Source organism: Adhaeribacter arboris (assembly GCF_003023845.1).
GTDB lineage: Bacteria > Bacteroidota > Bacteroidia > Cytophagales > Hymenobacteraceae > Adhaeribacter > Adhaeribacter arboris.
This window is the reverse complement of record NZ_PYFT01000001.1, coordinates 4,092,500-4,118,466: the sequence shown is the minus strand read 5'-3', so window position 1 is coordinate 4,118,466 and position 25,967 is coordinate 4,092,500. Positions and strand designations below refer to the sequence as shown.

Below are 25,967 nucleotides of genomic sequence, written 5' to 3'. Positions count from 1 at the left end.
TTAGAAATGAAGATTAAACACTCTTCCCATTTACTTCACCCATAAAAGTTATTCTAAAAATTTACTTTGTCAGGACACTAGTACATATAATTTATTGATCGGACTTCCTGATATTGCAGTAAAAAATTAAAATGGACCGGGAAGTAATTAACTCTGAACAAAATACGCCTTTATTCCGGCAAAATTTAGTATTCCCAGCTAATATTTTCTTTTGTACAAAAGAAGAAAAATGGTTTAAGTTATAAGTAATGGTGGCATTTGCCGGCAGATAAATACCATTTAGCCGCAGAACCAACAATTAAATAAACATAAATAATTTGCACAAAAAAGCCGTTCCTTTTAAGAGCGGCTTTTCGTATTTGTTTTAGTCAAAGATTATTTTAGAACTTCTAACTCCTTACCCACTTCTGTAAAGGCCTGAATGGCTCTATCCAGGTGTTCCTGGGTGTGCGAGGCCGATAACTGCACGCGAATGCGGGCTTTCCCTTGCGGTACTACCGGGTAGTAAAATCCAATCACGTAAATACCTTTATCCAGTAAACGAGCCGCAAATTCCTGCGCCAGTTTTGCTTCGTAAAGCATAATAGGTACAATCGGGTGTTCGCCGGGGCGAATATCGAAACCGGCAGCGGTCATTTTCTCGCGGAAATACTTCGTATTCCATTCCAGTTTATCGCGCAGTTCCGTTGTTTCGGAAAGCATGTCGAGTACCGCAATGGAAGCGCCGACTATCGCCGGCGTTAGTGAGTTAGAAAATAAATACGGGCGCGAACGCTGCCGCAGCAGCTGAATAATTTCTTTTCGGCCCGAGGTAAAACCACCCATCGCTCCACCTAAAGCCTTACCTAAAGTACCCGTGATAATATCAATCCGGCCCATTACATGACGGTATTCGTGCGTACCCCGTCCAGTCTTGCCAATAAAACCCGAAGAATGGCACTCATCTATCATTACCAAAGCTTTATATTGATCGGCGAGGTCGCAAATTTTGTCGAGCTGCGCAATGGTACCATCCATGGAAAAGGAACCATCGGTTACAATAATGCGGTGCCGGGCACTTTGGGCTTCTTGTAATTTTACTTCCAGATCAGCCATATCGTTGTGGTTATACCGGAAACGTTGCGCCTTGCACAAACGTACGCCGTCGATAATAGAAGCGTGGTTTAAAGCATCTGAGATTATAGCAGAATCTTCGCCGAAGAGAGGCTCAAAAACACCCCCGTTCGCATCAAAAGCCGCCGCGTACAGAATAGTATCTTCGGTGCCTAAAAATTCAGCTATTTTACGTTCCAGTTCTTTGTGAATATCCTGGGTGCCGCAAATAAACCGTACCGATGATAAACCGTAACCATGGGTTTCAATGGCCCGTTTAGCGGCTTCAATTACCATTGGGTGCGACGATAAGCCCAGGTAATTATTCGCGCAAAAATTCAAAACCTCCTTGCCTTCCGAAGTTTCGATTTCGGCTCCTTGGGGTGTTGTAATAATGCGTTCTTTCTTATATAAACCGGCCTCTTCTATTTCGGCGAGTTGCTGTTCCAGATCAGGCTTTAGCGTTTCGTACATGTTTTTTAGTCGTTAGTCCATAGTCCACGGACCATAGATTTAGGTTATAAATAAGAGCTGTTTTCTGTAGAGGTGCCCTATGTTACATCTCCGCAAAAGCAACTATCCTAGTCAAAATAAATTTTCAAACTTCTTTCTACCAAATTTAACTACTCTTTTCCAGAATTATTGTTAGTTGTATTTTCCGGCGAGTCAGACTGAGTTGGCCGCTTGAAAATGGGCCGCGGCCGGGGTGTTTTCGGGGCCACGGGCACTTCCGAAGATTCAGATAAGGGCGTTGTAGTAGCGGCACTTGGTTCATTTAAAAGTGCCTCTTGCTTGCTGTTTTCTAAATTTTGAATTTCCGGCCCAGAACTCTGAACATTAGTTACATTTGCAATTGATGATTCCGTTACGGTAGGTTCAGCGGGAGGTAACGGACGCTTCATTACCGGGCGGGGACGGGGAAATTTAGGCGCTTCGGGCGTTGAAGTTGGTTCCGGGTTAACTTCTGTTTTTGTTTCAACTGCTTTCGTTTCCGGGGTTTCCGTTACATTTGTCGGTGCGGGCCTTTTAAATACTGGCCGCGGCCGGGGTGGCTTAGGAGTTTCGGGAGAAGTCTCCACAGATTTTTCCTCGGTCAGTTTTGTCTGAATCTCGGCCGGGATATTAGTAGAAACAGGACTTTCCGGCGTTGCAGCTGCTTTTTCAGTCTCTATTGAATTTACCGGGGCAGGTCGCTTAAATACTGGCCTTGGGCGTGCTGGTTTGGGGCCCTCAGTAGGGTTTGGGTTACTGTGTTCGGGTAATGAAGTAGCACTATTGCCGTCCGGAAATTCATTGACTATACCTGCTTCCGTAGCTTTTTCGTCGGGAGAACCTGGCTTTCGGAAAACAGGCCTTGGACGGGGCGGCTTCGCCCCGTCGGTAGATGGGCTAGTAACTTCCGGTGCTATCTCTGGCTTAGTTTCTGATTTAATTTCACTTTCGGCAGAAGTATTACCTGTCGTTTCGGCTGCTGGCCGCCGGAAAACGGGACGTGCGCGGCCGGGGTTGGGAGCTTCTGGGGAAGTTGCCTCCGTGTTAGTAGGCGCTGGTTTTTCCGGAACAGGTTCTTTTTCTTCGGGTACGGCAGTTTCGGTTACGGCGGGGCGGCGGATGATCGGCCGGGTGCGCGGCGCTGGCTCCGGGGTGCGATTTACGGAAGGCGAAGGCTCATCCGGAATAGCAGAAGCGGTACTGGGCACGGTTCCGGTTGCCCGACGCACAACTGGTTTAGCTGTCGTTGGCGCCGAAGCTGCTGTAGGTTTGGGTACTTCCTGGAGCCAAAACTGTCGCCTTACCTCGTTAATAACCATTTTTACCGAGGTATAAAAAGTATTCGGATGAACCTGCTCGTACAACAATCGCCACGCGGCATATCTTTCCGGATCGCCGACAGCAAAAGCCGTTATATCTATGTGTCGTTTGGTTAGGTCTTCCTCAAAGGTCATACGCTTCGGTATTACAGAATGTAAAATTTAAACTTTATTTAACGGTTGGTTTAGGCTGCTGATTAAACTGGGGTTAAACCTTATTTCGGGTTAAAATTTAACTTTTTGCAAAGATATCAAATCAAATATAACTTTGAATGCGGTTTCGGTTAATGCTTTCCTGATCCAGAGCCATCTAATTCTAAAATATAGCATGATTTCTCTTAAAGATAAAATACTGGTTATTGGCGCTTGTGGCCAGTTAGGCGCCGAACTTACGCTGGAACTACGAAAAATATACGGCGATGCGCAGGTAGTTGCGGCGGACATTGCCGTTCCGAAACAACGTGAATTAGCCGAATCGGGGCCGTTTGAAATTCTGGATGTGCTCGACCGGCATCATTTAGCTGATCTGGCGTATAAACATGAATTTACGCAAATTTATCATTTGGCCGCCGTATTATCGGCTACCGGCGAAAAACGCCCGAAGTTTACCTGGAAAATCAACATGAAAGGTTTGGAAAATATTCTGGACCTGACCTTAGAAAAAGGAATTGCCAAAGTTTACTGGCCTAGTTCCATTGCGGTTTTCGGCCCCAATACGCCGCGTCAGCACACGCCGCAACACACCATTATGGACCCCAATACCGTGTACGGCATTAGCAAATTAGCCGGCGAACGCTTCTGCGAATACTACGCTACGCGCTACCATTTAGACATCCGCAGTTTGCGCTATCCGGGATTAATCAGCTACAAAGCCTTACCGGGAGGAGGTACCACCGATTACGCCGTGGATATTTACTACAAAGCCGTGGAAGAAGTTCCGTTTGAATGTTACCTGGCCGAGGACACGTATTTACCCATGATGTATATGCCTGACGCCTTAAAAGCTACGCTGGAATTAATGCACGCGCCCACGGAAAATATTAAAATCCGGTCGTCGTATAATTTAACGGCGATGAGCTTTTCGCCCGCCGAAATCGCCGCTTCCATTCAAAAGCACATTCCGGATTTTAAAATTACTTATAAACCGGATTACCGGCAGCAGATTGCCGCCTCGTGGCCTGAAACGATTGATGATTCGGTTGCTCAGCAAGATTGGAACTGGCAACCCGATTACGATTTACCCCGCATGACCCAGGATATGATCGAGAACCTCCGGAAACAAAAAGCGGGCCTTTAAGCCCGCTTGATTTTTAATGTTTGTTTTTATTTATCTATTCTCGAATCGGAAGCGGCAACTTGCCAGGTTACTTGCTTACCCGCCGGAAACGCCTCGGCTTTAATGTACCGGGCCGTAAAAGACGCCGTAATAAGTAATAACACTACAAACACAATATTTAACAGCCAACGCATGAACTACTTCTTTTAATTAATTTAACAACTTTCCCCTAAGACTCCTTATCGGCATTAATGGTTGCATCGCAAAAATAACGCCAGAGCTTACTACTTATTTATCTCTGCTTACTAGCTGTTTAAGAACGAATTAGGGAGTTAAAAATTTTCATTATTTAACCGGAATTAACACGTAAAATATATTCCGAACAAAATAAGAAGGCCGTATTACTACTGCTTTTTGCGTTGCATTTCAAAATTTACAGGACTAAAAAAAGTTAACTTGAATTTTTCAGAACATATTACTCGTTTATTTATCCTGAAGAGACAAGACTGGAATAATACCAAATTGAAACAAATAAGACGTATTTACTGGTTTTAATTAGAATTAGTTAGCCAAGAATAAATGACACCAGTTTGGCTATGAAGGGCTTTCTAAGGTTCCGGTGTCGACGGAGGAGACATTCCGAGGAACGAGGAAAGGAGGCTTAGACCCGCCCGGAAGAGCCAAATGAGGCCCACCGGCCACGAGGCAAACAGGTTACGGCTCAAAGAAGATAGCACCAATGAATAGAGACTTGAAAAGACTTCAAAGACAAACTGCTCTGAGTACGACTTTTATAGTTCCATCTAGTATAAATAAAAGTTTTGCTGTAGAGTAAAAACTATCATTATTTACCAAAAAAAGACCGGAAGAATGTATCCCGACCTTTCTTACTAAATCTTGCGAAACCGTAATTGAAAAATTTTTCCATCTACTTTTTACCTGGCGCTTGGGCTTTATAAGCCACAATAGGTTGCTGATTCCGGCCAAATAAAACTATTTGATTCACATTAATAATGCTTCTTACGTCGCCTTTTACTTGCAGGCCCGATTGAAGCTGGGGTACGTAAGTAAATTCTCCTTTACTGTTTCCTTGCAGCAGCGTACCGTAATTAGCATCGGCTTTGCCAAAACGCAAACGAGCCTGATTGCTGTTACCCCCCATAAGTAAATCCAAATTTCCATCCTGGTTATAATCCAGAGCGGTAATAGCATAAACCGGCGAAAATTGCGTTTGAATGGGTAAAGCTTTCTCCACGAATTTTCCGCTAGCATCCAGTTGAAAATAAGCCGTTGACAGGTAAGTAGCCGATAATTGTTGAACTCCTTGTAATTCCTCGGGTTTAAAAATATCTTTTAATGTGGCGTTCGCATAGCTTTTATAATCCGGGAAACGGGTACGCATAATGCTCATTTGCTCCAGTAATTCATCGCGGCTGACGTATGGGTAGCTTTTGCCTTGCATGTAAAAACAAAGAATAGGATCGACGGAGCCATTATCATCAAAGTCTTTATAGAATAAATCGGCGGGCTGCTTCTCCGAAACTTTGCACTGCGAATTTAGTCCGGCATTACCCAGTACCAAATCTGGTTTGTTATCGTGGTTGAAATCATTCACGTAAATTTTATTCCACCAGCCCCGATACTCTTTGCTAAAATAAGTTTTGGTAGCGTCCTGTAATTTGCCGTTGGTATTACTAAAAACGGCCACCGGCATCCACTCGCCTACTACAATCAGTTCCGGAGTCTTATCGTTGTTTAAATCCTGCCAGACCGCATCGGTTACCATGCCAATTTTTTGAAGCGCCGGCGCTAGAGCTGCCGTTTGATCCGTGAACTTGCCCTGACCATTGTTTATTAATACATAACTGCGGGGAGCTTCGGGATAACGGCCCGGAATAACCCGGCCCCCGACAAATAAATCTAAATAACCATCGTGGTTTATATCAGCGGCTCGTACGCAACTCGTGCTCGTTAGCATTCGCGGCAAAGCAGCGGCACTTTTTGCAAAATTACCCTTTCCATCGCCTAGATAAAGCCGGTCCTGCAGTAGAGGATCTTCGGGCATAAAATTGCCATAACCACCGCTGCACACGTATAAATCTAATTTAGAATCGTGGTTGGCATCCAAAAACAAAGCATCCACGTTCTCGCTGTTTTTATCGGCGGCAAAAGCAGCGTTTGCTTTCAAAATAAATTTACCCCCTTTTTGTTGCAGGTACAACCCCCCCGCTTGCCCCGCACTGCCGCCGGCATATACATCTTCCAGGCCATCGCCATTTACATCGCCTTTAACCAGGCAAGGTCCGGCGAAAGATATAGGGCTTATTAATAAAGGCTGCCGTTTAAAGTCGTTAATGTTTTGTTTTTGGTGCGCAAAAGGTACCGGTGGTCTTACTTCCGAAAAAACCGGTGTTGATTTCTTAACCGTGGTTGCTGGCTTACCAGCCTCTTGCTCTTTTAAAGTAAGTAGCTGATTAGCCTTGACCTGCCGCAATACTTGCTGCTTACCATTGGGCCAGTGTACGAGCAACGAATCCACCACGGCAGTAGTACCTAAACCAAAATGCAAAACCGGCGAAACGCTCGATTGAAAGCCTCTAGTAGGGACTTGCTCCAGGTATTGTTTCTGCTTATTCGCGTAAAGAGTAACGCGGGCACCCAAGCCTTGCGTATTTTTGCCGGTCCCTTGCAGCTTTACCTGTAAGTATTCATTTTTTAATTGTGCGTTAGCTTCATTCTGGTAAATAGAGGCCGGTTGATTTATATTATTAACGATTAAATCCAGGTCTCCGTCTTTATCTAAATCGGCGTAGGCGGCTCCGTTGCTGTTCGATATTTGCTTTAAGCCCCAGGCAGCGCTTTGGTCTCGGAATTGGGCATTCCCCATGTTCTGAAAAGCGTAATTGGAAACGTTAGAAGCCGGCATCTGGTACACTAATTTTAAAACATCGTCGCGCATGAGCCTTCCTTCCCGTTGTTTCATGAAATCGCTCATGTATTTCATGAAATCCATATTGGTAAAGTCGCGAACGTAGCCGTTGGTCACGTATAAATCTTTCCAGCCATCGTTGTTGTAATCGGCGAGTAAAGGGGCCCAACTCCAATCGGTATTCGAGATTCCGGCCAACTGTCCTACTTCGCTAAAGGTACCATCGCCGTTGTTGAGTTGCAGCATGTTACGCATGTATTGGTAGTAAAAACCGGAGCGTAGATTCAGGTTAAATTTTTCATAATTATCCGGCGCGAACAAGAGCTTTTGCCGCTGATTATCTTCGGGCAGCATATCCAGGGTAAAAACATCGGGCAGCGCATCGTTATTCATATCGGCGACTTCGTTACCCATCGAAAACTGCGAAGTATGCCCCATGCTGTTGGGCAGTTTATTCGTAAAAGTACCGTTGTGATTATTTAGATACAGGTAATCCGGAATAGCGTAATCGTTGGAGATGTAAATATCGGGCCAACCATCGGTGTTTAAATCGGAAATTCCTACTCCTAATCCGTAGGTTAAAACGGAACTGTGCAAACCCGCTTTCTGCGTAACATCTTTAAAAAAGTTATTATCATTCCGGAATAAGCGAACGCCACTTTGCGGGTCTTCTTTACTTTGCATTTCGGCCGTTAAAGCTTCGTCTAAAGCGGGTAACTGCGTCGGGCAATGATTCAGCAGAAACACATCTAAGTCGCCGTCGCGGTCGTAGTCAAAAAAAGAAGCATTGGTGCTGTAGCTAGGTTGAGTAAAGCCATATTGCGCCGCCTGATCACTAAAACGGACCATGCCGCTTGTATCCGCTCCTTGGTTAATAAATAGCTGGGGAATACGTTTTTCAGGCCGAACATTGCCGGAGTAACAAACAAAAATATCCAGTAAATTATCGCCGTTTACATCGGCCATGGTTACCCCAGTTTTCCAAGGGCCAGGCCGACCAATTACCCCTGCTGCATCAGTAACATCGGTAAATTGCATATTGCCTTTGTTCAGATACAGGCGGTTCGGGGCCATATTAGCCGTAAAGTACAAATCTTCTAAGCCATCATTATTTATATCGCCTACCGCTACACCGCCGCCATTATAGAAATACTCGTACATGAGCACGTTCGTATTTAAGCCTTCGGTTAAGGTATTGGCGAAAGTTACACCCGTTTTTTCGGGAGGAAGCAAGGTAAAAAGAGTGGGAGCAGAAGATTTAACAGAGGTATTTTCTTCGGTGCTGGGATTTTTTTTCTGACAGGCGGAAAAGAGAACAGTTATCCCAAAAAATATGAAATAATACTTGGATTTAATTGGTAACAAGGTGATAATACAATTAAGATTTTATTAAAAATAAAAAAATCTATGCCAGTATAAAAATTACCAGCATAGATTTTTAATACGAGGGTAGGTTACGCTTATTGATAACCTGGGTTCTGAACCAATTTATTGTTCCGGTTCATTTCGTCGCGGTTAATCGGCATGAAGTACAATTTATCGTCCCACTTCCGGTTTTCTACTCCTGGGTCAATTTCCTGTACGGTGTAAGTATAATTATAATCGTCTTTGCTGTACTTATAAACCGGTACGGTTTTACCTGGTTTTAAAGTAGCCGTTACTTTCATAATTCTAACTTTTTCACCCAGCGTTTCCTTAGCAATCATCCAACGACGGGCATCGTAGAAACGCTGCTCTTCGAACAACATTTCAATATTGCGCTCATTACGATAGCGTTCTACCAGCGCCTGGCCCGACTCGCTAACGGGCGGCATACCGGAACGGAAACGAATTTTGTTTAACCAGGTAATTGCTTCGGCTTCCTGACCTAATTCCAGACAAGCCTCGATGTAGTTAAACACTACTTCGGTAAACTTAATCTGCGGTGAAGCCACTTCCTGGCGGGTTACCTGGTCTTCAATAGCTGGATTCGGATCAATGAATTTCCGGATGGCATAACCGGTACGGGTTCCGTTCCAGTTTTCAATAGAACTATTACGAGTATCTAAGCCAAAGTAAGTAGTGGGGCTGCTGGCACTACCAACCTGGTACGTTCCCATCTGAATTTGGTTAAACGGATCGGTTCCGGCTGCATCGGCGGTACGCGGTTTCCAGGGAGCTCCATCGTACAAGATAGAAGCATAAAAACGAGGATCTCGGTTATCGTAAGGAGCCGCTTTGTGTTCAGCATTGTTCCAGTCGAATTTAGTACCATCCATCATTTCGTAATCATCCACTAAATTTTGGGTAGGTTCACTGGAAGTCCAGCCATGGTAACCGTTTGGTCCGTTATTCCGTGGATACCAGGCACCCCATTCGTCTTTGGCATTAATAAACTGACGCAAGAAGATAGCATCCTTTTCGCCGCCGTTCCGGGATAAATACAAGTTAACATAATTTGCTCTACCTTCTTCTGGCGTTACCGGCGCGCTTAAATTTAGGTTATAACCGTAAATGCCTAAATCTATTACTGCTTTAGCAGCATCTTTAGCAGCCTGCCAACGGGCATTTTGGTCGCCGCTTACATAACCCAGCAGTTCTTTGTTTGAAAAACCACCTATAACCGTCGATTTACCACTGGCAGTAGGAATATCGTGTAAATCGCTAGCGGCATATAATAGTACCCGGGATTTTAAAGCTAAAGCGGCACCATTAGTAGCCCGGCCGGTGGCTAATGTTTTACCTTGCAGGAGCATAGACGCCGAATCTAAATCGCTAACAATAAAATTAACGCATTCTTCGTACGTGTTCCGGGCAATGGTAAAGTCAGAACTAGTTAACTCATAAGGCGATTTAATAATAGGAATACCCCCGTAGTACCGTAGCATTTGGTTATAAAAGTAGGCCCGCATAAAATACGTTTCTCCTTTTAACCGCTCTACAATGCCATTAGTATTTTCGAATTGCGGTGTTGCCAACTTTTTTAAGGCAATATTAGCCGCCCGTATCCGGCTATACATTTCGCCGTATTCGTAAGTATTATTTACCCAGCCGGTATTAGAAGGACTAATATTGGCTTCCATGATATCCTGTTTACCGAAGTTATATAACGCGTTATCGGTAATACAATCCATGCTTTCTTGGTTAAGTAAACCATCGTGCAAGCCATTGTATAATTCGGTTACCGCCGACTCTGCTAACGCGGCATCCGTCCAAACTAAATCGCCCGGAGCTTTATCTAAGGGTAATGTATTCAGGTAATCTTCGTTACAACCGGCCAATAATCCACCGGAGACTAAAGCAATGGCAATATATTTTAAAGATTTATTCATGTTGTTTTGGATTAAAATGTTACAGAAACACCCGTATTCAAGATTCTAGCCTGTGGATAATATTGGGCGTTACCACCAGTTGATTCCGGATCGAATACATCGGTTTTGTCCCAAGTAATCAGGTTCAAACCGTTTACATACACCCGTAAGTTATTAATTCCGAAACGCTGACCTATGTTAGTAGGTAAATTATAGCCAATCTCGAAGTTTTTCAGACGAACATAATCGGTGCTTCTGAGCCAGTAGGTATTACCATTAGAAAAATACTGGTTGCTTCTGTCCACGGTACGAGGATGCTCGGTACTCGGATTATCCAGCGTCCAGCGGTTCTCGTAGCTATAAGCCAGGAAGTTACCAATAGTACCCGATTCGGTTTGCAGGAAGATTTCGCCGCCGGTAGCCCCCTGGAACAGGATAGTCAGGTCAAATCCTTTGTAGCGAGCGCCAATGTTCAAACCTCCCTGGAAAGTAGGCTGGTTGTTTTTGTCTCTTCTTACTCTATCGTCGCCGTTTAATTTACCATCGCCGTTCACGTCTTTATATTTCATATCGCCGGGACGTAAAGTACTCGCACCTACACCGCTGTAATCCAATTTATTCGCGTCAATATCGGCTTGCGTAGTAAAGATACCATCGTAGATGTAGAATAAGCCGGTATTCATCGTACGGCCAGTAGACTTCTGCCATTCGGGAGCGCCGGGAGTTTCATCCCAGAATTCGATTTCGTTCTTAGCATAGCCTCCGTTTACGCTTACGTTCAGGTTAAAATCCCCGAAGGTATTATTGTGGCCAATCCGGAATTCGTAACCTTGGTTTCTAACCTTACCAATGTTTTCAGCGGGCAACACCATACCGGTTGAGGCCGGAATAGAGGCCGCTCTCCGCCACAGGATATTTGAACGATTGTTGCGAAAAACATCAAATTCGAAGAAGATTTTACCATCCAGCACTTGGCCTTCTAAACCAATATCTTTATTATCGGCTACTTCCCAGGTTAATTGAGTATTAGGCACTCCGTTTTCGAATAATGTTTGCGCGACTTGGCCGCCAATTGGATAAGAACCCAAGCCGTAAGTAGGCAAGTAATCGTACTCCCGTAGAACATTGTTAAAATATACCTGGTCGTTACCTAACTGACCCCAAGAACCGCGGATTTTTAAGTCATTAACAAAAGGCAGGGCTTTCTTGAAGAAAGCTTCTTCAGAAATACGATATCCCACCAAAGCGCCGGGGAAAAAGCCCCAACGGCTGTTTTCCGGGAACATATAAGAACCATCGTACCGCCAGAGGAATTCAGCGAGGTATTTTTCTTTATAATTATAGGCTAACCGGCCAAAGTAGCTACCCCGGGCGCGTTCCCAGGCACTACCAGAATTATCTTTTTCGGCGTTACCCCCGGCAAACAATTGGTCGATAGCGTTAGAGTTAAAATATTTCCGGTTAGCCCCGAAATAGTTAGAATTAGAAGTTTCTTTGTTTACCCCGGCCAGTACGGTAATACCATGCGGACCAATAGTACGGTCGTAAGATATTAAGCCGGTAAGCAAGGTATTTAACTGGTCTTCACTTCCCTGTCCAAGAGTAGCTTGTGCTGGTCCGCGTTTAACTTTTTGCAATTTTGGCGTGGTACCATCTGCTTCGTAGCTTTTATTATCCCAGCTATACACGAACCAAGGAGTCTGGAAAGTTTTTGTTTGGCGAACATATTTATCTACGGCAGCGCTACCAGTAAATTTTAAGCCTTTTACCCAAGGTACCGTAACTTCAATTTTACCGTTTGACTGTAAGTAATAACGGGTATCGCGATCGTAACCGGTATTATTAGTAGTAATTACCACCGGTTGTTCCCCGTTTTCAATATCCGGGCCAGGTAAGCCGTTTGGCCAGTAAGCCGGCCGATACGGGTAACCGCGCATCAGCATCCGGAAAATAGCCCCGGCAGGTTTGGTCGGGAAGAAACGATTTTCCTGACGGCCCACTACCCCCAAGGAAGTAGTAATGTATTTGTTAACGGTAGCGTCTACGTTCAGCCGCATATCGTATTGTTTGTAACCAGTAGCAGCCTTTTTGTAATAAGCATCCTGATTTTGATAACCCAGTGAAGCTAAGTAGCGGATATTTTCGGACCCACCGTTTAACTGTAAATTATGCCGCGATTGGGGCGACCAGGTTTTTAAAGCAGCATCAAACCAATCGGTATTGGGGTGCCCCCAAGGATCGGAGCCATCCCGAAACTTTTGCATATCATCGGGCTTAAAAGTAGCATTTGTTACGGCGCCATTATCTGGCCGGGTAAAACTACCGGTAGTTCTAAAAGCCTCAGCAGCGGCAGACCAGTATTGAGAAGGTAAATTATAGATATCGATTTCGTTTACCATTTCGGCATACTGCGTGGCAGTAGCCATTTTAGGCACAATAGTAGGTTGGGCCCAGCCTTGGTTATAAGAATAAGAAAGTTCTGGTTTACCGGATTTACCGCGTTTAGTGGTAATCAGAATAACGCCATTAGCCGCCCGAGAACCATAAATAGCCGCGGAAGCATCTTTCAATACCGAAATATTTTCGATATCAGCGGGGTTTAGGCGTTCAAAACCACCCGCCCGGGCTGGAACACCATCAATTACAATTAAGGCATCGTTATTACCTAAGGTATTAGAACCCCGAATCCGGATAGCGGAACCATCGTATCCGGGCTCACCACTACCGTTAGTAGCAATTACACCGGGCATACGGCCGGCAATAGAGTTAGAAAGGTTTATGGCCGGAGATTTTTGTAATTCCGCTCCTTTAACGGTAGCAACCGAACCCGTTACGGTTTCTTTTTTCTGCGTACCATAACCTACCACTACTACTTCTTGTAAAGCCTTAGTGTCGGGAGCCAATGATACGTTAATTGTAGTACGATTATTTACTGCCAACTCTTGGGTTTGGTACCCAATAAACGAGATAACTAATGTGCCATTGCCATTAGGTAAAGCTAGCGTATAATTACCATCCGGGTCGGTTGTAGCACCCGTAGTGGTTCCTTTTAGCAATACGGTTACGCCGGGCAATCCTTCCCCGGTTTCACCGGTTATTTTGCCTTTTACCGATACCTGGGCGAAGGACTCAGTAATTGAAAATAACAAAAGATGAAGTAGTATAAAATACTTCATTTTTCTTAGTAATTGTTTTTGCATAATATAATTGATTTAAGTGAAAGCGAGTAAAAATTGGTACTCTAAGCAATAGTTTACTTACCTCTAACTGGCAGAGATAGAATGAATAAACCTAAGGCAATTTTAGAAGAGAAACAATAAGTAGAACAAAAAATAGTATAATTTAAACAACTTCGTTAAATTATTCTAATACATTCAATAAGTGTCAAAAATACTTATATCTTTTTCAACGATTAAATTAGATTTAATTCTCCAGGTTTCGGATATATAGAACTATTCAGCTGCTTATTTTACACTAGGCCTCTTGCATGTTGCAATAAACAATTTAACAAATAATTAAGCATAATTATAAGCGCTTGACTTATAAAAGCCTATACCATATTTAACAAGTGCGTACCGTTTCACCTGCCGCAATTTTCTGGAATATTTCTTTGAAAATTTAGCCAATAACTAAATTCTATTATTTATAGATGTATTTATGACATTTATATAAATTTATGGTTTAGAGAAGTACTACTATTGCCAAATATATTAAAATCTACTCACCATAAAATTTAGGAATTTAATAAGATTTATACCTAATAGTAATAACCTTCCGGCTTAGATTACGATTAAATAGCACATTATTCTATTATGTTGTTATGATTGTAAATCTGGTAAAAGAAGGTTGGGAGATCATTTACCAACAAGCACATGCTTTATTGGCGGCGCAAATTGCTTTTGCCTGGCGTACCACCGACCGACCCGTCCGGTGGGTAGATACCTTGGCGGCCATTGCTCAGCACGATGATGGCCAACGTTCCTGGGCGGGCAAAGTAGGTTTAACGGCTGCCGGAGCGCCTGCCAACTTTACGATGTTACCTTTTTCGCTGGAACAAGCCCAGCAGGTAATGGAGGAAGCCCGGTACCAGGGGCAATGGCGCTCCTTGCTCACTTCCATGCACCTTGCGTTTCTCTACGAAGAACTCCGCGGCCAGCATAAAACCACCGATGCTTTTTTAGATGAGCAATTGCAGAACCAAGCCCTTTGGCGCAAAGCTTTAAAAGTAACAAAAAAAGAAGCTCAAAAGGCCTATGATTTAATGCAATGGTGCGATCGGTTGTCGTTGATTTTGTGTCGGCAGGAATTACCCGAAGCGGAACGTGCCCTGGAAATTAGTGCGGGTCCCGATGGCATCCGTTATGATGTGCGGCAACAAAAAGAGGGCCGCATTCAAGTAATACCCTGGCCGTTTGAATTAAATCAGTTCACCGTAACCGTAGAAGCCTCTTATTTAACGCAATTGCAATTTGCGTCGGAAGCAGAATTAGATACGGCACTCCGGCAGGCACCTATCCGGACCAAATACTGGGAGTTAGTGAAATAAACCAAAAAACAACTGTATGGCTTTATTTTTGTGGCTAAACCAGAAATTGCCTTTCTTTTTTGCTTTAACCGATTTATTCATCTTAACCTGTTAAAACTTCATGAAAAAAGCTCTTGTGCTGCTAACCTTAGCAGCAACCATCTCTTCTTTTGTCCACGCACAGGGAAAATCCGATTCCACCCAAACCCGTAAACCCCGAGCCGGTAATTTTACCACGGAGTTAACGCTTGGATTATTTACCACAAATTATTTTAATAATTATAATGGATCGTATGGCTACCAAAACAATGTTTTCACATTAGGCAATATACTTTCACAAATCCGGGGACGTTACTTCTACCAAGATAATAAAGCCTTGCGGCTTAGCTTTAACTACGAGCATAATTCAAATAATTACGCTTATTCAAATAATTATAAAACTTCCCGTTCTGGCAATACTTTCTCTATTAATCCAGGTTTGGAGAAGCATTTTAAAGGTACTTCAAAATTATCACCTTACATCGGTACAGAGCTCGCATTTACAGCCGGCAGATACCACGAGAACATAACAGATATTAATACCTCCGGCGAAATTGAAGTACAAAAAGGCTGGTATAACTATCCCGCTTCCAGTAATTTTGAAGAAGGTTATTTATATGCCAGGAATTTTAATACAGTTGGACTACGTGGCTTAGCCGGTTTAGATTATTATGTATTAAGCCGCTTTTACCTCGGCCTGGAGTTTGGCTATTCTGTGAGTTATAGCAAGTATCAGGATGTAAAAGTGGTGCAAAAGGAGCCAGCTACCAATGTAACCTTTAAGGGCTATTCTTCCTGGAACTCGGGAGCTTACGCTAACTCGGGCATTCGGGCTGGTTTTGTGTTCTAACACAATAAAAAATAACAGTTTAATTGTACCGCCGGTCAGCCTTAAAACTGCCGGCTTTGTTATTTTAAATAGATACCTTACCGGAAAGCACTAAACTATTCGGTTGCCCCATTCGTTTCCTGTTCAATTAGGCGGCAATCATTTACTATCTGTTTTTACCTTTGCGGCATTTTCTAATAATTAAAACTATGCGTTTTATCCTAAATTGTTTTACCTTTTTATCTGTACTTTTAACCAGTACTTTACTTATTACCAGTTGTCAGAAAACGACAACTTTACAAGCTACGGCCCCAACTCAGTCCGTAGCCGCCGCGCCGGCATTTGAGCGTAAACTTTCCACGATTACCGTTCCAATCTCTTTTCAGGCAGCTACTCTCGAAACCAAGCTTAACCAAGAATTAAACGGCATTTTGTACAAAGATGATAATTTGGAAGGCGATAACCTGGCCGTAACGGTAAGTAAAATTGGTAAATTAGGCATCCGCGCCGAACAGAATAAAATTTACTTTACAGTGCCCTTGCATATTTTCGCGAAAGGGCGCTGGAAATGGGAACCCTGTAAAATTTGTCCGGTAATTGATAAAAGCGAAAGCACGGAATTTGACGTAGTGGTAAAAACGGAAAGCTTACTCTCCTTTACCGAAGATTATAAAGTTAAAACGGTAACTACCGGCGATTTTGACTGGGGCGCTACTAAACCTACTTTAACCGTTGGTCCGCTTAAAATTGGTTTGGCCCGTTTTGTAGAACCGGCTATGCAAAACCAAATGGCGCGTTTATCCAATATGCTGGACCAGGAAATCCAAAAACGACTCAACATCCGGCAATACGTGCAGGAAGCCTGGTTAAAATTACAGCAGCCTATACAACTGGATAAAACCTACAATGCCTGGCTAACCGTTACCCCGCAGGATATTCGTATTTCTCCGCTACAAGCCACCAACGGCGAATTGAACCTGCGTATTGGCTTTAACTCCTTTATCGAAACGGTAACCAATGGTAAACCGCAGGTAAAGGTAAATCCTAATTTACCTAAACTTATTACAGATAACCGCTTAATCGATAACGTACAAATAGGTTTGATTGGCGAAGTACCCTACCTTCACGCGACCAAATTATTACAAGAGCAAGTTGCTGGTAAAACGTATAACTTTGAGAACGGCAAACAGCAGATTACCATCAATAACGCCGAAATTAGCGGCAGCGGCGATAAATTAGTGGTAATGCTGGACGTAAATGGAAAAGCTAAAACAGGTTTATTCACTAAAAAAATTGTGGGAAAGGTATTTTTGAAAGCGATACCTTATTATGATGCCGCTACCACCAGCATTCGCATCCGCGAGGTAGACTATGATCTGAAAACAAAAGATCAGTTATTAAAAACTGCTAGTTGGCTAGCGAAAGGCAAATTTATTCGCAACATTCAAGAACAAATTACCTTTCCGGTTAAAACCCAGTTGGAGCAAGCCCGCACTTTGCTGCAACATTCCCTCGACCAATCGGCGCACGTAAATGATGCTATTTTATTGAAAGGTAATATTCGCTCCTTTACGCCGGATAATATTTATCTTACGCCAACTTCCATAAAAGCCGTAGTAAATGCTCAGGGAAATTTAACGGTGCAAATTGTAAAACTCTAAACCGCGGATTACCGCAGATTACACGGATTCCGCGGATTCTTATTTTGAATCATAAATTTAAGTTTTACCTCTTTGTTTCCCCAATTTGTGGCAGCTAAATTTTATACATCTCCGTTAAAACTATATAACAGCCAGGAGCAAAGAGCCGCGTATCTTTGTTATATAAAATTTAGAATGGAACAAAAATTTAGAATGGAATACTTTATGAAAACTTTAAAATTTAAAACTAATATTAACTGCAGTAATTGCGTGGCTACCGCTAAACCCTATTTAGATGCTTTACCGGATGATACCAACTGGAACGTAGATACCACAAATCCCGAAAAAATTTTAACGGTACAAGGCGAGGCTGTTTCAGCGGCAGAAGTAGTAGAAAAAGTAAAGCAAGCTGGTTTTAAAATAGAAGAACAGAAAAGCTTATTCGGTAAATTATTTTCTTAAATCGTATCTTGCCGCTGTAATTTAAAGTGGTTAAGTTATGAAAATTGAGCAGTTTGAAGATAAAGGTCTGGCCCATTTCTCTTATATAATAAGTAGTGAAGGGCAAATGGCAGTAATTGACCCTGCCCGTAATCCGCAGCCTTATTACGAATATGCTAACTTGCACGACGCCTGTTTGGTAGCCGTAATAGAAACCCACCCGCACGCCGACTTTGTGAGCAGCCACCAAGAAATAGCGCATACCAAAGAAGCTACTATTTATACCAGCAAACTTACGGGTGCCACTTATGAACACCAGGCCTTTGATGAGGGCGATAGCATTCAGGTGGGCGAAGTAACCCTGCATGCGATTAATACCCCGGGGCACTCTCCGGATAGTATTTCCATCCTGGTAAAAGATGAATTTGGTCAGGCCATAGCGTTGTTCTCCGGCGATACTTTGTTTATCGGCGATGTGGGCCGCCCGGATTTACGGGAAAACGTGGGCAGTATTACCAGCAAGCGCGAAGATCTGGCCCACCAAATGTACCACTCCATCCGCGAGAAAATTATGCCTTTGCCCGACGAAGTAATTGTGTATCCTGCCCACGGAGCGGGTTCGTTGTGCGGCAAGGGTATGAGCGAGGCCAAACGCAGTTCTATTGGCGCCGAAAAAAAAGGCAATCCGGCGCTACAGGAAATGAGTGAAGCAGAATTTGCCAAGTACCTGCTCGCCGATCAGCCATTCGTACCTAAATACTTTGCTTATGCCGTTGAATTAAATAAACACGGCGCTCCTGCGTATAAGCCAAGCATTAATCATGTTCCTCATCTGCCGCCTCATTATTTATTAGATAAAAATACCTTGATTATTGATACCCGTCCTGGAAAATTGTTTAAGCAAGGCCATTTACCCAGTGCCATTAACTTGCAGGAGGGAGCAAAATTTGAAACTTGGCTAGGTTCAGTGGTTGGTCCGCAGGAAAAGTTTTATTTAATCGCGGATTCTGTTCTGACTCTGGAAACAGTTATTGCTAAAACTGCTAAAATTGGTTATGAACGCAACATTAAAGGAGCCATTGTAAATCCGGAAAACCAAACCGAAAAATCGGATATGGCGGATACCGCCGCTTTTAAATCCGACTTGGCGGCATTTACTATTATTGATATTCGTAATAACAACGAAGTAAAAGAAGGCAAACTTTTCCCAACGGCAATACCTATTCCTTTACCGGAACTACGCGAGCGTATTCACGAAATTCCAGTTGATAAACCCATTATGGTGCATTGCGCGGGCGGTTACCGTTCGGCGGCCGGAGCTTCCATTATTAGCCGCAATATTAAAAATCAACCAGTTTATGATTTAAGCGAAGCCGTTAAAGAGTTTAGTTAAAGAGGAAATTAAAAATATTTCGTTGTTAGGAAAGTATAAGCGGTTTATTTAACTTTTATACTGGTATAAATTACATAATCAACTCCGTGCTAGGTAACACGGGAGTTCTGGTAACGTTCTTATAGAACGCCTGTAACTATTTGTTAAAGTTTTTTTAATTATGGTTGGATTTGTTTAAGATAAGCTTCCAGTTGTGCTTCGAAGCTGGTTTTGGCTGTGTTAAATAAATTCTTCTTTTCTTCCCGCGTTAATTCTTCTTCCAGCAAAGGCCGAATTTGAGTTTCTATTACTCGTTTTAGTCTATCAAGATACTCTTTCTTTCCATCCGCTCCCTGGGTGTAAATCAGCAAATAAGCTTTATTGGCTAAACTAAAGAAATCATAGATACTATCTTCGGAATAAGTGAGCTGATGTACTTTGTCCAGAACGGGATTTACTAAAGTATGGAAACTCATAAACGGAATAGTTTAAGTCAGAAGAAATAAAATTTTCTAGGTACGATCTTCTCGTATAAAGTAGCCGGATAAATATCGCTTAAATAAAAATTTACTTCTAATATTTAAGCTATTTTTTTATAAATCTGGCTTTTTTTAAAGAAGAGAGTGTGCAATCGCATTGGTTTAAGTCTATTTTTAAGTTAAATCAAAGACAAAAGCCTTATTATTGGAATTATTTACCTAGTTAAGTGAGTACTCTGGAAGGTAGACTTTTTAATAACCCATTCCTTTTTACTTTGTGTGTTTTCTTTCCCTGGATAGCAAGTACTTGATTATCTACTTTTAGTTTTAATTACTTTTTACTCATACCCGGAACCACCACTTCCAGAATATAACTGCTGGAGTTTGCCGGAAATTAGTATCTGGTAAAAGCGGGCTACTTTCCAACTTAGCTTCTAAAAGCCGGTCAATTACATGAGTCAATGGATGGAAAATTCAGGGCAGTGCTGTGGGATTGTTCAACAAGGTTGGTTTCAGAGCTATACCTCCTTTAATGGTGTTTACCTCTTAAAACCTAGACTTTATATAAAACAAAAAAAGGCGGGGAGCCCGCCTTTTGTAATTAGTGAATTTCAATTTGTTTCGCCGGTTTCACCTTGGCTTCTTCTGTTTTAGGAACAGAAATATATAAAATGCCATCTTGATATTTGGCAGAAATCTCATCTCCCTTCACTAGTCTTTCCGGTAAACTAAAGGTGCGGGTGAAAGATTGATAGTTAAATTCGCGACGAGCAAAGTGACCGTTTCCGGCTTGTTCTTCGTATTTATTTTCTTTTTGGGCCGAAACTACCAGCAAGTTATTATCTAACTCTACTTTAAAATCTTGCTTGTCCATGCCGGGGGCAGCTACTTCCAGTTCAAAAGCATCATTGGTTTCTTTAACATTTACCGCTGGCACAGACCAGTTGTTAGTACGTTGGCTTAAAGGCCAGTTGAACCAATCCCTTGTTAGCATATCATCAAAAAAGGAAGGGATGGTTGGAAATAAGCTTTGATCGTTTTTCATTAAAGTTCCCATTTTTAATTCCTCCTTTAATTTTATGATTTAAATTAATTTTAGAATACAATAGGCTACTAACAAGGCACTTGCCAAACTAACTTTCTGTAAAGTTGACAGATTTTAGAACTGATTTTCAGCGAAAATTCTGAAAAAATTTCAGAGAAGTTACCCGTTAAAAGAATAAATCACAGTCGGTTTGGCAGTATTTCCAACTTAGCCGGGAAATAACCAGGAAATAACCAGGTAAGTCTAAAAATTAAACAAGCTATTAGTATGGATATCTTAAAAGAGAATACCACCTCGGATAAAAAAACAGGCAGGTAGCAGCCATTAACGCATTTAACAAAGCTTACTTCTTAGCGATCTGGTTACATGGCCCCTCGTAACGGACAAAAATATTAATCCATACGGCCCGCGATAAGCGAAACATTATAGGTAATAATCCTACTACAATAACGGTGATGGTAATGACTACCATGCCCAGAGTTAATTCTTTTACGAACTGGCTTAATACAAACAAAACAATTAAAAATATACCGGTACTAAAACCAAAGCTCACGTACATGGCGCCGTAATAAAAACCTGGTTCCGGTTCAAAGTTCTGGCCGCAGCAGGGGCATTGTTGGTACATATCGGCAAACCGACTAGTATACAAAGTGCCGGGCGGAAACATATTAGCTTCCCGGCACCGAGGACATTTTGCCGCAATAACACTGTACAACCACGATGGCTTCTGATTCTTCATAGTAATAACCTCCAGAAACGTATACTTATTTTTTACTAAAAAGTAAACGGAAACAATTACGTTGCAATGGGAATAACAGACAAAGTATTTTGAGGGATACTATTTAATTGTAAAAAACAATCTCTTTTTACCTTTAAGCATACGTGCAATTTCAAGAACAACTATTCCAATATCTCTACTACCCGTCCAATCTGGCCATCTGCAAGCCTTACTTTTATTCCTCGCGAGTGATAAGCAGAACTGGTAAGCAAATCTTTTACAATTCCTCGGGTACGTTTGCCAGTGCGCTGATCTTTTTTTAAAACAATGGCTACTGCCAGGCCCGGATAAATAGCATCACGATTCGTTCCGTTCATAATTAGTTATAGAATGCGGGTATAAGAAAAACAGAATGCTAAAATACCTTTTTAACTGTTCGAACCAGCACAAAGTTAAACGAACGTTAACTAAAAATGAATAAGCCGTATTTTAACAAGTTATTATCCAGAGTTTTAACAGGCAGTAATGAAGCGTTAAACACTTTACTTTGACTATAGAGTATCTTCTAAGATTATAATTCCAGGGCAAGAACCATCCCGAGGCGCGACAAAAGTAAATTTATACCTTAACAAACCCACTGTTATTAGGTAAGTTCGAACTGAATCGCATTTTAAGCTCTAACGTGCATGGATACACAGTTCCAGAAACAAATAATAACTCCTATGTTTTAACATTTCATTTAATATAAGCAAAGATATTGCAACGGCAGGATCATTGTTGCAGAATGTATACAAAACTGGATTAGTTTAATTATTAATTAGATTAAAGTACGCCAAAATCTAATTCAAATCTTATTGGCATTAAATTATTTTAAAAATTTTACAAGATTAATTTGCTTTTATTTTATTTATAATTCATTATTTATCAAATAATTGTAACTTTATACCAAATAATTGCAAAATTTTATATAGAAAACTGGATATATTTTCAAAATTTCGGCCGGATTTTTGGTAAAGTTGTTATTCGTTGTAAAAAGTAAGTACAAAGCGTATATCTTTTAAATAAGGAACCCTAAAATTTACTAAAATGTTGAAAATTGATTGCTTACAATAGGTATATAATATTTTTTAAAGAAATACTTTATAATATCCTATTTTAAAATCTTTTGAGCTAAGTATACGTATAAAAATGTTACTCATTAGAAAGCTGTAATTTAATTTTCAATAGTTATATACTGGTATTTTTAGGAATAAAATTAGAGAAAATAATAAAAATCAGTAAAAAATTTAAATAAAGCACCTAATTTTACATAGATAAATTACAATATATAATTTGGCATAAAAGAATTTGCCTTTTTGAAGCTTGCATTCTAATGAAAATTAAATTATACCAGTCCTATCTTTTTCATGCTTTTGTAATGTTAGCGGGATTTCTTACATCCTGTTCTAAACCAAAGCAAGAATTAAGAGAAATTAAATTAGCCGTAAAGCACCTGCTTGAAGATGTGGAGGATTTATCGCAGGTGCATCTGGCAAGCGCTGTAACCGAAGAAGTTCAATTTAACAGGATTGAACTACAAAATACCACCGATCACCACACCAGCCTTACCGTTGGCCCGGACGGCAAATTATACGCCAGCACCATTGACGGACGAATCAAGAGATTTACAATAAAATCAGATGGCACTTTAAGTAATCCGCAAATTATTTATTCTTTACAAGATGTAAGTGGGAAACGGGTTCCACGCTTAACTATTGGCTTGACCTTTGACCCCGCTTCTACCCCTACTAATTTAATTGCCTGGGCAACGCATAGCACTTTCATGTTTATGGATGGCCCTGATTGGGATGGTAAATTAACTCGTTTATCCGGCCCTAATCTGGAAACTGTACAGGATGTATTAGTCAACCTACCCCGATCGGCAAAAGACCATTTAACAAACAGCATTGCTTTTGGTCCGGACAAGGCGCTTTATTTTTGTCAGGGCAGCAATACGGCTATGGGTGGCCCCGATAGTACCTGGGCTAATCGCCGGGAACATTTACTTTCTGCCGCCATTTTACGCTTAGATTTAACGAAATTACAAGGGGCAACACTGCCCCTTAATGTAAAAACAGACGATGGTGGAAATTACAACCCTTTTGCGCCGAATGCTCCTTTAACTATCTATGCCAGCGGAATTCGTAATGCATACGACTTATTATGGCACAGCAACGGACAATTATACGTAACTACAAACGGATCTGGTGCCGGAGGAAATACCCCCGCGTCGGTAGCAGGTATCCGTCGGCCGGATGGTAGTTTCTATTCAGGTCCTAAAGTACCGGCTGTTAGCAATGTATTGGAAGATCAGAAAGATTATCTGTTACGCGTGGAAAAAGGAGGCTATTATGGTCATCCAAATCCTAGTCGGGGCGAGTACATTATGAATGGAGGAAATCCGACGGAAAAAATGGATCCGGCTCAATTTAATCAATACCCGGTAGGCATTCAACCAGATCCTAACTGGCGCGGATTTGCTCATGAATTTCCGGTGCATAATTCGCCAAATGGTATAATAGAGTACAAGGGCAATGCCTTTAAAGGTCAGATGAAAGGGAAAATTCTGGTAGTACGTTTAATGGGAAACCGGGATATAATGGTATTAGCTCCAAGTAGCCGAACCAAGAATATTATCCGGGAAACTCCTGGAAGAGCTATTTCCGGATTCGCAGATTTCATGTTGCCGCTCGATTTAACCGAAGATATGAACACTGGCAATATTTATGTATCAGAATATGGAGGCGATGGCAAAATCACCCTCCTGAAACCTGTGCTAAAAGAACCAACTTCTATGATAACGTTTAGCAGCCTCTTTAATTAGCTGATTACTGTTCTTCGTTATTTTGTTTTATTTACTGTTATTCTGATTATACCTTCATTTTTATATTTTTTCGTAAAGAAATCAAGAAAGTAAAAGCGTATAGTAGTAGAATAAAAATTTAAATTTTTTATTGAAAACAAGGATGACCTTGGCAAACTGTTTTAAAATAACAGTTGCCAAGGTCATCCTTGTTTTATTCAGCCTTCTTTACTCATATTTCATTATTTTCTTGAGCCGCCCGGCTAGCTCGATTTTGCAAATAATCCGGAATCAAGTCAGATTCGTTTTCGTAACCGCGCGAATTAATTTCATTCCCATTTTCTTCCGGTAAAATTTTGTTGGTTAAGCTAAGCATATCTGAGGTTAGTTCGGGAAGTACATTATTTGCTAATGCCAGAATCTTAGCCGGAAAATTTGTTAATACTTCGGCTTCGCCGTACCGGCAGGCATCAATTATTTTGCGAGCGGTTTTTTCTACCGCCGAGGAAATGAGCAAACTCGCTCCTACTGTTGTAAACCAGGCATATTCTTTTTCGGACTGGCCCTTTACTTTGATATTGCGGTTGCTACCGGTGCGGGTTAAACCGGGATTAACGGTGGTTACTAAAATGCCATCTTTTTTTAACTCTTGCCGGAAACCATTCGATAATCCTACTAAGGCAAATTTGCTCGCACTGTAAGGTACCAAGTGCGGAATACTTACTTTACCACCTACCGAAGCAATATTTATAATGCGCCCTTGACCGCGTTCTTTCATGTGCGGGATGGTAGTCCACATTGTATAAAGCGGGGCCCAAAAATGCGTATTAATAGCTTCTTCGAAATCAGCTAGAGTCATATCAGCGAGCGGACCAGCCTGAATAATACCAGCATTGTTTATAAGCACGTCAATGCGCCCGTAGTATTTTATTACGCGCTGAATGAATTGCTCTGCCTGCACCCGGTTGGTTACATCGCCGGGAATCGCTAAAACTTCCCCGCCCCGTTCCGTTAATTCCTGTTCAGCCTTTTTTAGTTGCTCTTCGGTGCGGGCGCAGATGGCTAATAAAGCGCCTTCAGCAGCCAACTGGCGGGCCAGCACCAAACCTAAACCTCTTGAGCCACCGGTAATAACAACTACTTTATTCTGAAAAGAGTATTTATTTTGCTGCCGCGCCAAGGCCCGAACGGCTATTATTGCTCCTATACCGGCCGTAGCCCAAAGCCAAGGATTATTTTTTGTTGTCATAATTTTAGAAGGCGTATCGTTAATAAATAAAAAATTAAGCCCTATGTTTACCGGGGTAACATTTCTACGCGAACAATAACGGAAAGATGAGTTTTGCCTCAACAATTCTCTTAAAACAAGGTGCAGTCTTTAAGTTTCGAACTTAAAAATTTATTCTATTGATTTTGGTTTAATCTTTTCAGGATAATTTATTATGTAGCCAATTATGACCAGCCATTTTTGGTATTCAAAAGAATCAACTACCTCTTTCTGATAGCAATTATCCAAGACAAAAACATAATTTTTAAAATTTTCTAAAAATCTTCCGGTAAACCTTCGAATGGCTGAAGCTTTTCTATTTATTAACGAATCTGGGGTATTAGTTAAAAAATTGCCTTTCAACTTTTAAGT

The 25,967-nt window shown here is 41.7% G+C and carries 19 protein-coding genes; 7 read left to right on the top strand and 12 right to left on the bottom strand.

Annotated elements, in window-relative coordinates; all coding sequences use genetic code 11:
- Window positions 1-375: 375 nt before the first annotated feature.
- The gene (gene kbl, locus AHMF7605_RS16950; RefSeq protein WP_106931245.1) at window positions 376-1,566 is read right to left on the bottom strand and encodes a glycine C-acetyltransferase; all 1,191 of its coding nucleotides are present in this window, start codon (window positions 1,564-1,566) and stop codon (window positions 376-378) included.
- 149 nt (window positions 1,567-1,715) lie between these two features.
- A complete protein-coding gene (locus AHMF7605_RS16945; RefSeq protein ID WP_106931244.1) occupies window positions 1,716-3,038 on the bottom strand; it encodes a hypothetical protein in 1,323 nt (440 codons plus the stop codon).
- A gap of 193 nt (window positions 3,039-3,231) precedes the next feature.
- On the opposite strand from AHMF7605_RS16945, the gene AHMF7605_RS16940 reads away from it, so the two are divergent.
- The gene (locus AHMF7605_RS16940) at window positions 3,232-4,200 is read left to right on the top strand and encodes an NAD-dependent epimerase/dehydratase family protein (protein WP_106931243.1); all 969 of its coding nucleotides are present in this window, start codon (window positions 3,232-3,234) and stop codon (window positions 4,198-4,200) included.
- A gap of 26 nt (window positions 4,201-4,226) precedes the next feature.
- Here AHMF7605_RS16940 and AHMF7605_RS29815 read toward each other — a convergent pair whose 3' ends face one another.
- The 4 genes from AHMF7605_RS29815 to AHMF7605_RS16925 form a co-directional block, all read right to left on the bottom strand.
- The gene (locus tag AHMF7605_RS29815; protein WP_158267540.1) at window positions 4,227-4,373 is read right to left on the bottom strand and encodes a hypothetical protein; all 147 of its coding nucleotides are present in this window, start codon (window positions 4,371-4,373) and stop codon (window positions 4,227-4,229) included.
- A 734-nt stretch (window positions 4,374-5,107) separates the two neighbouring features.
- Window positions 5,108-8,482, bottom strand: a complete 3,375-nt coding sequence (locus tag AHMF7605_RS16935) for a VCBS repeat-containing protein (RefSeq protein ID WP_394336236.1) — start codon at window positions 8,480-8,482, stop codon at window positions 5,108-5,110.
- An 86-nt stretch (window positions 8,483-8,568) separates the two neighbouring features.
- Window positions 8,569-10,419 (bottom strand): RagB/SusD family nutrient uptake outer membrane protein, encoded by a 1,851-nt coding sequence (locus AHMF7605_RS16930; RefSeq protein ID WP_106931242.1) that lies wholly within the window; start codon window positions 10,417-10,419, stop codon window positions 8,569-8,571.
- An 11-nt stretch (window positions 10,420-10,430) separates the two neighbouring features.
- Window positions 10,431-13,574: a SusC/RagA family TonB-linked outer membrane protein gene (locus tag AHMF7605_RS16925; protein WP_233219169.1), complete on the bottom strand. Its 3,144-nt coding sequence runs from the start codon at window positions 13,572-13,574 to the stop codon at window positions 10,431-10,433.
- 644 nt (window positions 13,575-14,218) lie between these two features.
- On the opposite strand from AHMF7605_RS16925, the gene AHMF7605_RS16920 reads away from it, so the two are divergent.
- The 5 genes from AHMF7605_RS16920 (at window position 14,219) to AHMF7605_RS16900 (ending at window position 19,265) form a co-directional block, all read left to right on the top strand.
- Window positions 14,219-14,944, top strand: a complete 726-nt coding sequence (locus AHMF7605_RS16920; protein ID WP_106931240.1) for a DUF3891 family protein — start codon at window positions 14,219-14,221, stop codon at window positions 14,942-14,944.
- A 100-nt stretch (window positions 14,945-15,044) separates the two neighbouring features.
- Entirely contained in the window at window positions 15,045-15,812 is a 768-nt protein-coding gene (locus tag AHMF7605_RS16915) for a hypothetical protein (RefSeq protein ID WP_106931239.1), read from the top strand.
- Window positions 15,813-16,000: 188 nt separating this feature from the next.
- The gene (locus AHMF7605_RS16910) at window positions 16,001-17,452 is read left to right on the top strand and encodes a DUF4403 family protein (RefSeq protein WP_106931238.1); all 1,452 of its coding nucleotides are present in this window, start codon (window positions 16,001-16,003) and stop codon (window positions 17,450-17,452) included.
- Between the two features lie 204 nt (window positions 17,453-17,656).
- Complete coding sequence (locus AHMF7605_RS16905; protein ID WP_106933510.1) at window positions 17,657-17,893, top strand: heavy-metal-associated domain-containing protein; 237 nt, start codon at window positions 17,657-17,659, stop codon at window positions 17,891-17,893.
- Between the two features lie 37 nt (window positions 17,894-17,930).
- The gene (locus AHMF7605_RS16900) at window positions 17,931-19,265 is read left to right on the top strand and encodes an MBL fold metallo-hydrolase (RefSeq protein ID WP_106931237.1); all 1,335 of its coding nucleotides are present in this window, start codon (window positions 17,931-17,933) and stop codon (window positions 19,263-19,265) included.
- A gap of 158 nt (window positions 19,266-19,423) precedes the next feature.
- Here AHMF7605_RS16900 and AHMF7605_RS16895 read toward each other — a convergent pair whose 3' ends face one another.
- From AHMF7605_RS16895 to AHMF7605_RS16880, 4 genes are all read right to left on the bottom strand, one after another.
- Window positions 19,424-19,720 (bottom strand): hypothetical protein, encoded by a 297-nt coding sequence (locus AHMF7605_RS16895; RefSeq protein WP_106931236.1) that lies wholly within the window; start codon window positions 19,718-19,720, stop codon window positions 19,424-19,426.
- A 604-nt stretch (window positions 19,721-20,324) separates the two neighbouring features.
- Window positions 20,325-20,768 carry an Hsp20/alpha crystallin family protein gene (locus AHMF7605_RS16890; RefSeq protein WP_199200254.1) on the bottom strand — a complete coding sequence of 148 codons (444 nt, stop codon included), beginning with the start codon at window positions 20,766-20,768 and terminating at the stop codon, window positions 20,325-20,327.
- A gap of 343 nt (window positions 20,769-21,111) precedes the next feature.
- Window positions 21,112-21,507 carry a DUF983 domain-containing protein gene (locus AHMF7605_RS16885; protein ID WP_233219167.1) on the bottom strand — a complete coding sequence of 132 codons (396 nt, stop codon included), beginning with the start codon at window positions 21,505-21,507 and terminating at the stop codon, window positions 21,112-21,114.
- Window positions 21,508-21,668: 161 nt separating this feature from the next.
- Window positions 21,669-21,863: a YwbE family protein gene (locus AHMF7605_RS16880; RefSeq protein ID WP_106931233.1), complete on the bottom strand. Its 195-nt coding sequence runs from the start codon at window positions 21,861-21,863 to the stop codon at window positions 21,669-21,671.
- 995 nt (window positions 21,864-22,858) lie between these two features.
- Here AHMF7605_RS16880 and AHMF7605_RS16875 point away from each other — a divergent pair.
- The gene (locus AHMF7605_RS16875; RefSeq protein ID WP_106931232.1) at window positions 22,859-24,349 is read left to right on the top strand and encodes a PQQ-dependent sugar dehydrogenase; all 1,491 of its coding nucleotides are present in this window, start codon (window positions 22,859-22,861) and stop codon (window positions 24,347-24,349) included.
- A gap of 211 nt (window positions 24,350-24,560) precedes the next feature.
- Here the strand turns inward: AHMF7605_RS16875 and AHMF7605_RS16870 are convergent, their stop codons facing one another.
- On the bottom strand, window positions 24,561-25,577 hold the full coding sequence (locus AHMF7605_RS16870) for an SDR family NAD(P)-dependent oxidoreductase (RefSeq protein WP_106931231.1): 1,017 nt from the start codon (window positions 25,575-25,577) through the stop codon (window positions 24,561-24,563).
- Between the two features lie 150 nt (window positions 25,578-25,727).
- Window positions 25,728-25,958 carry a hypothetical protein gene (locus AHMF7605_RS16865; RefSeq protein ID WP_106931230.1) on the bottom strand — a complete coding sequence of 77 codons (231 nt, stop codon included), beginning with the start codon at window positions 25,956-25,958 and terminating at the stop codon, window positions 25,728-25,730.
- Window positions 25,959-25,967: the final 9 nt, after the last annotated feature.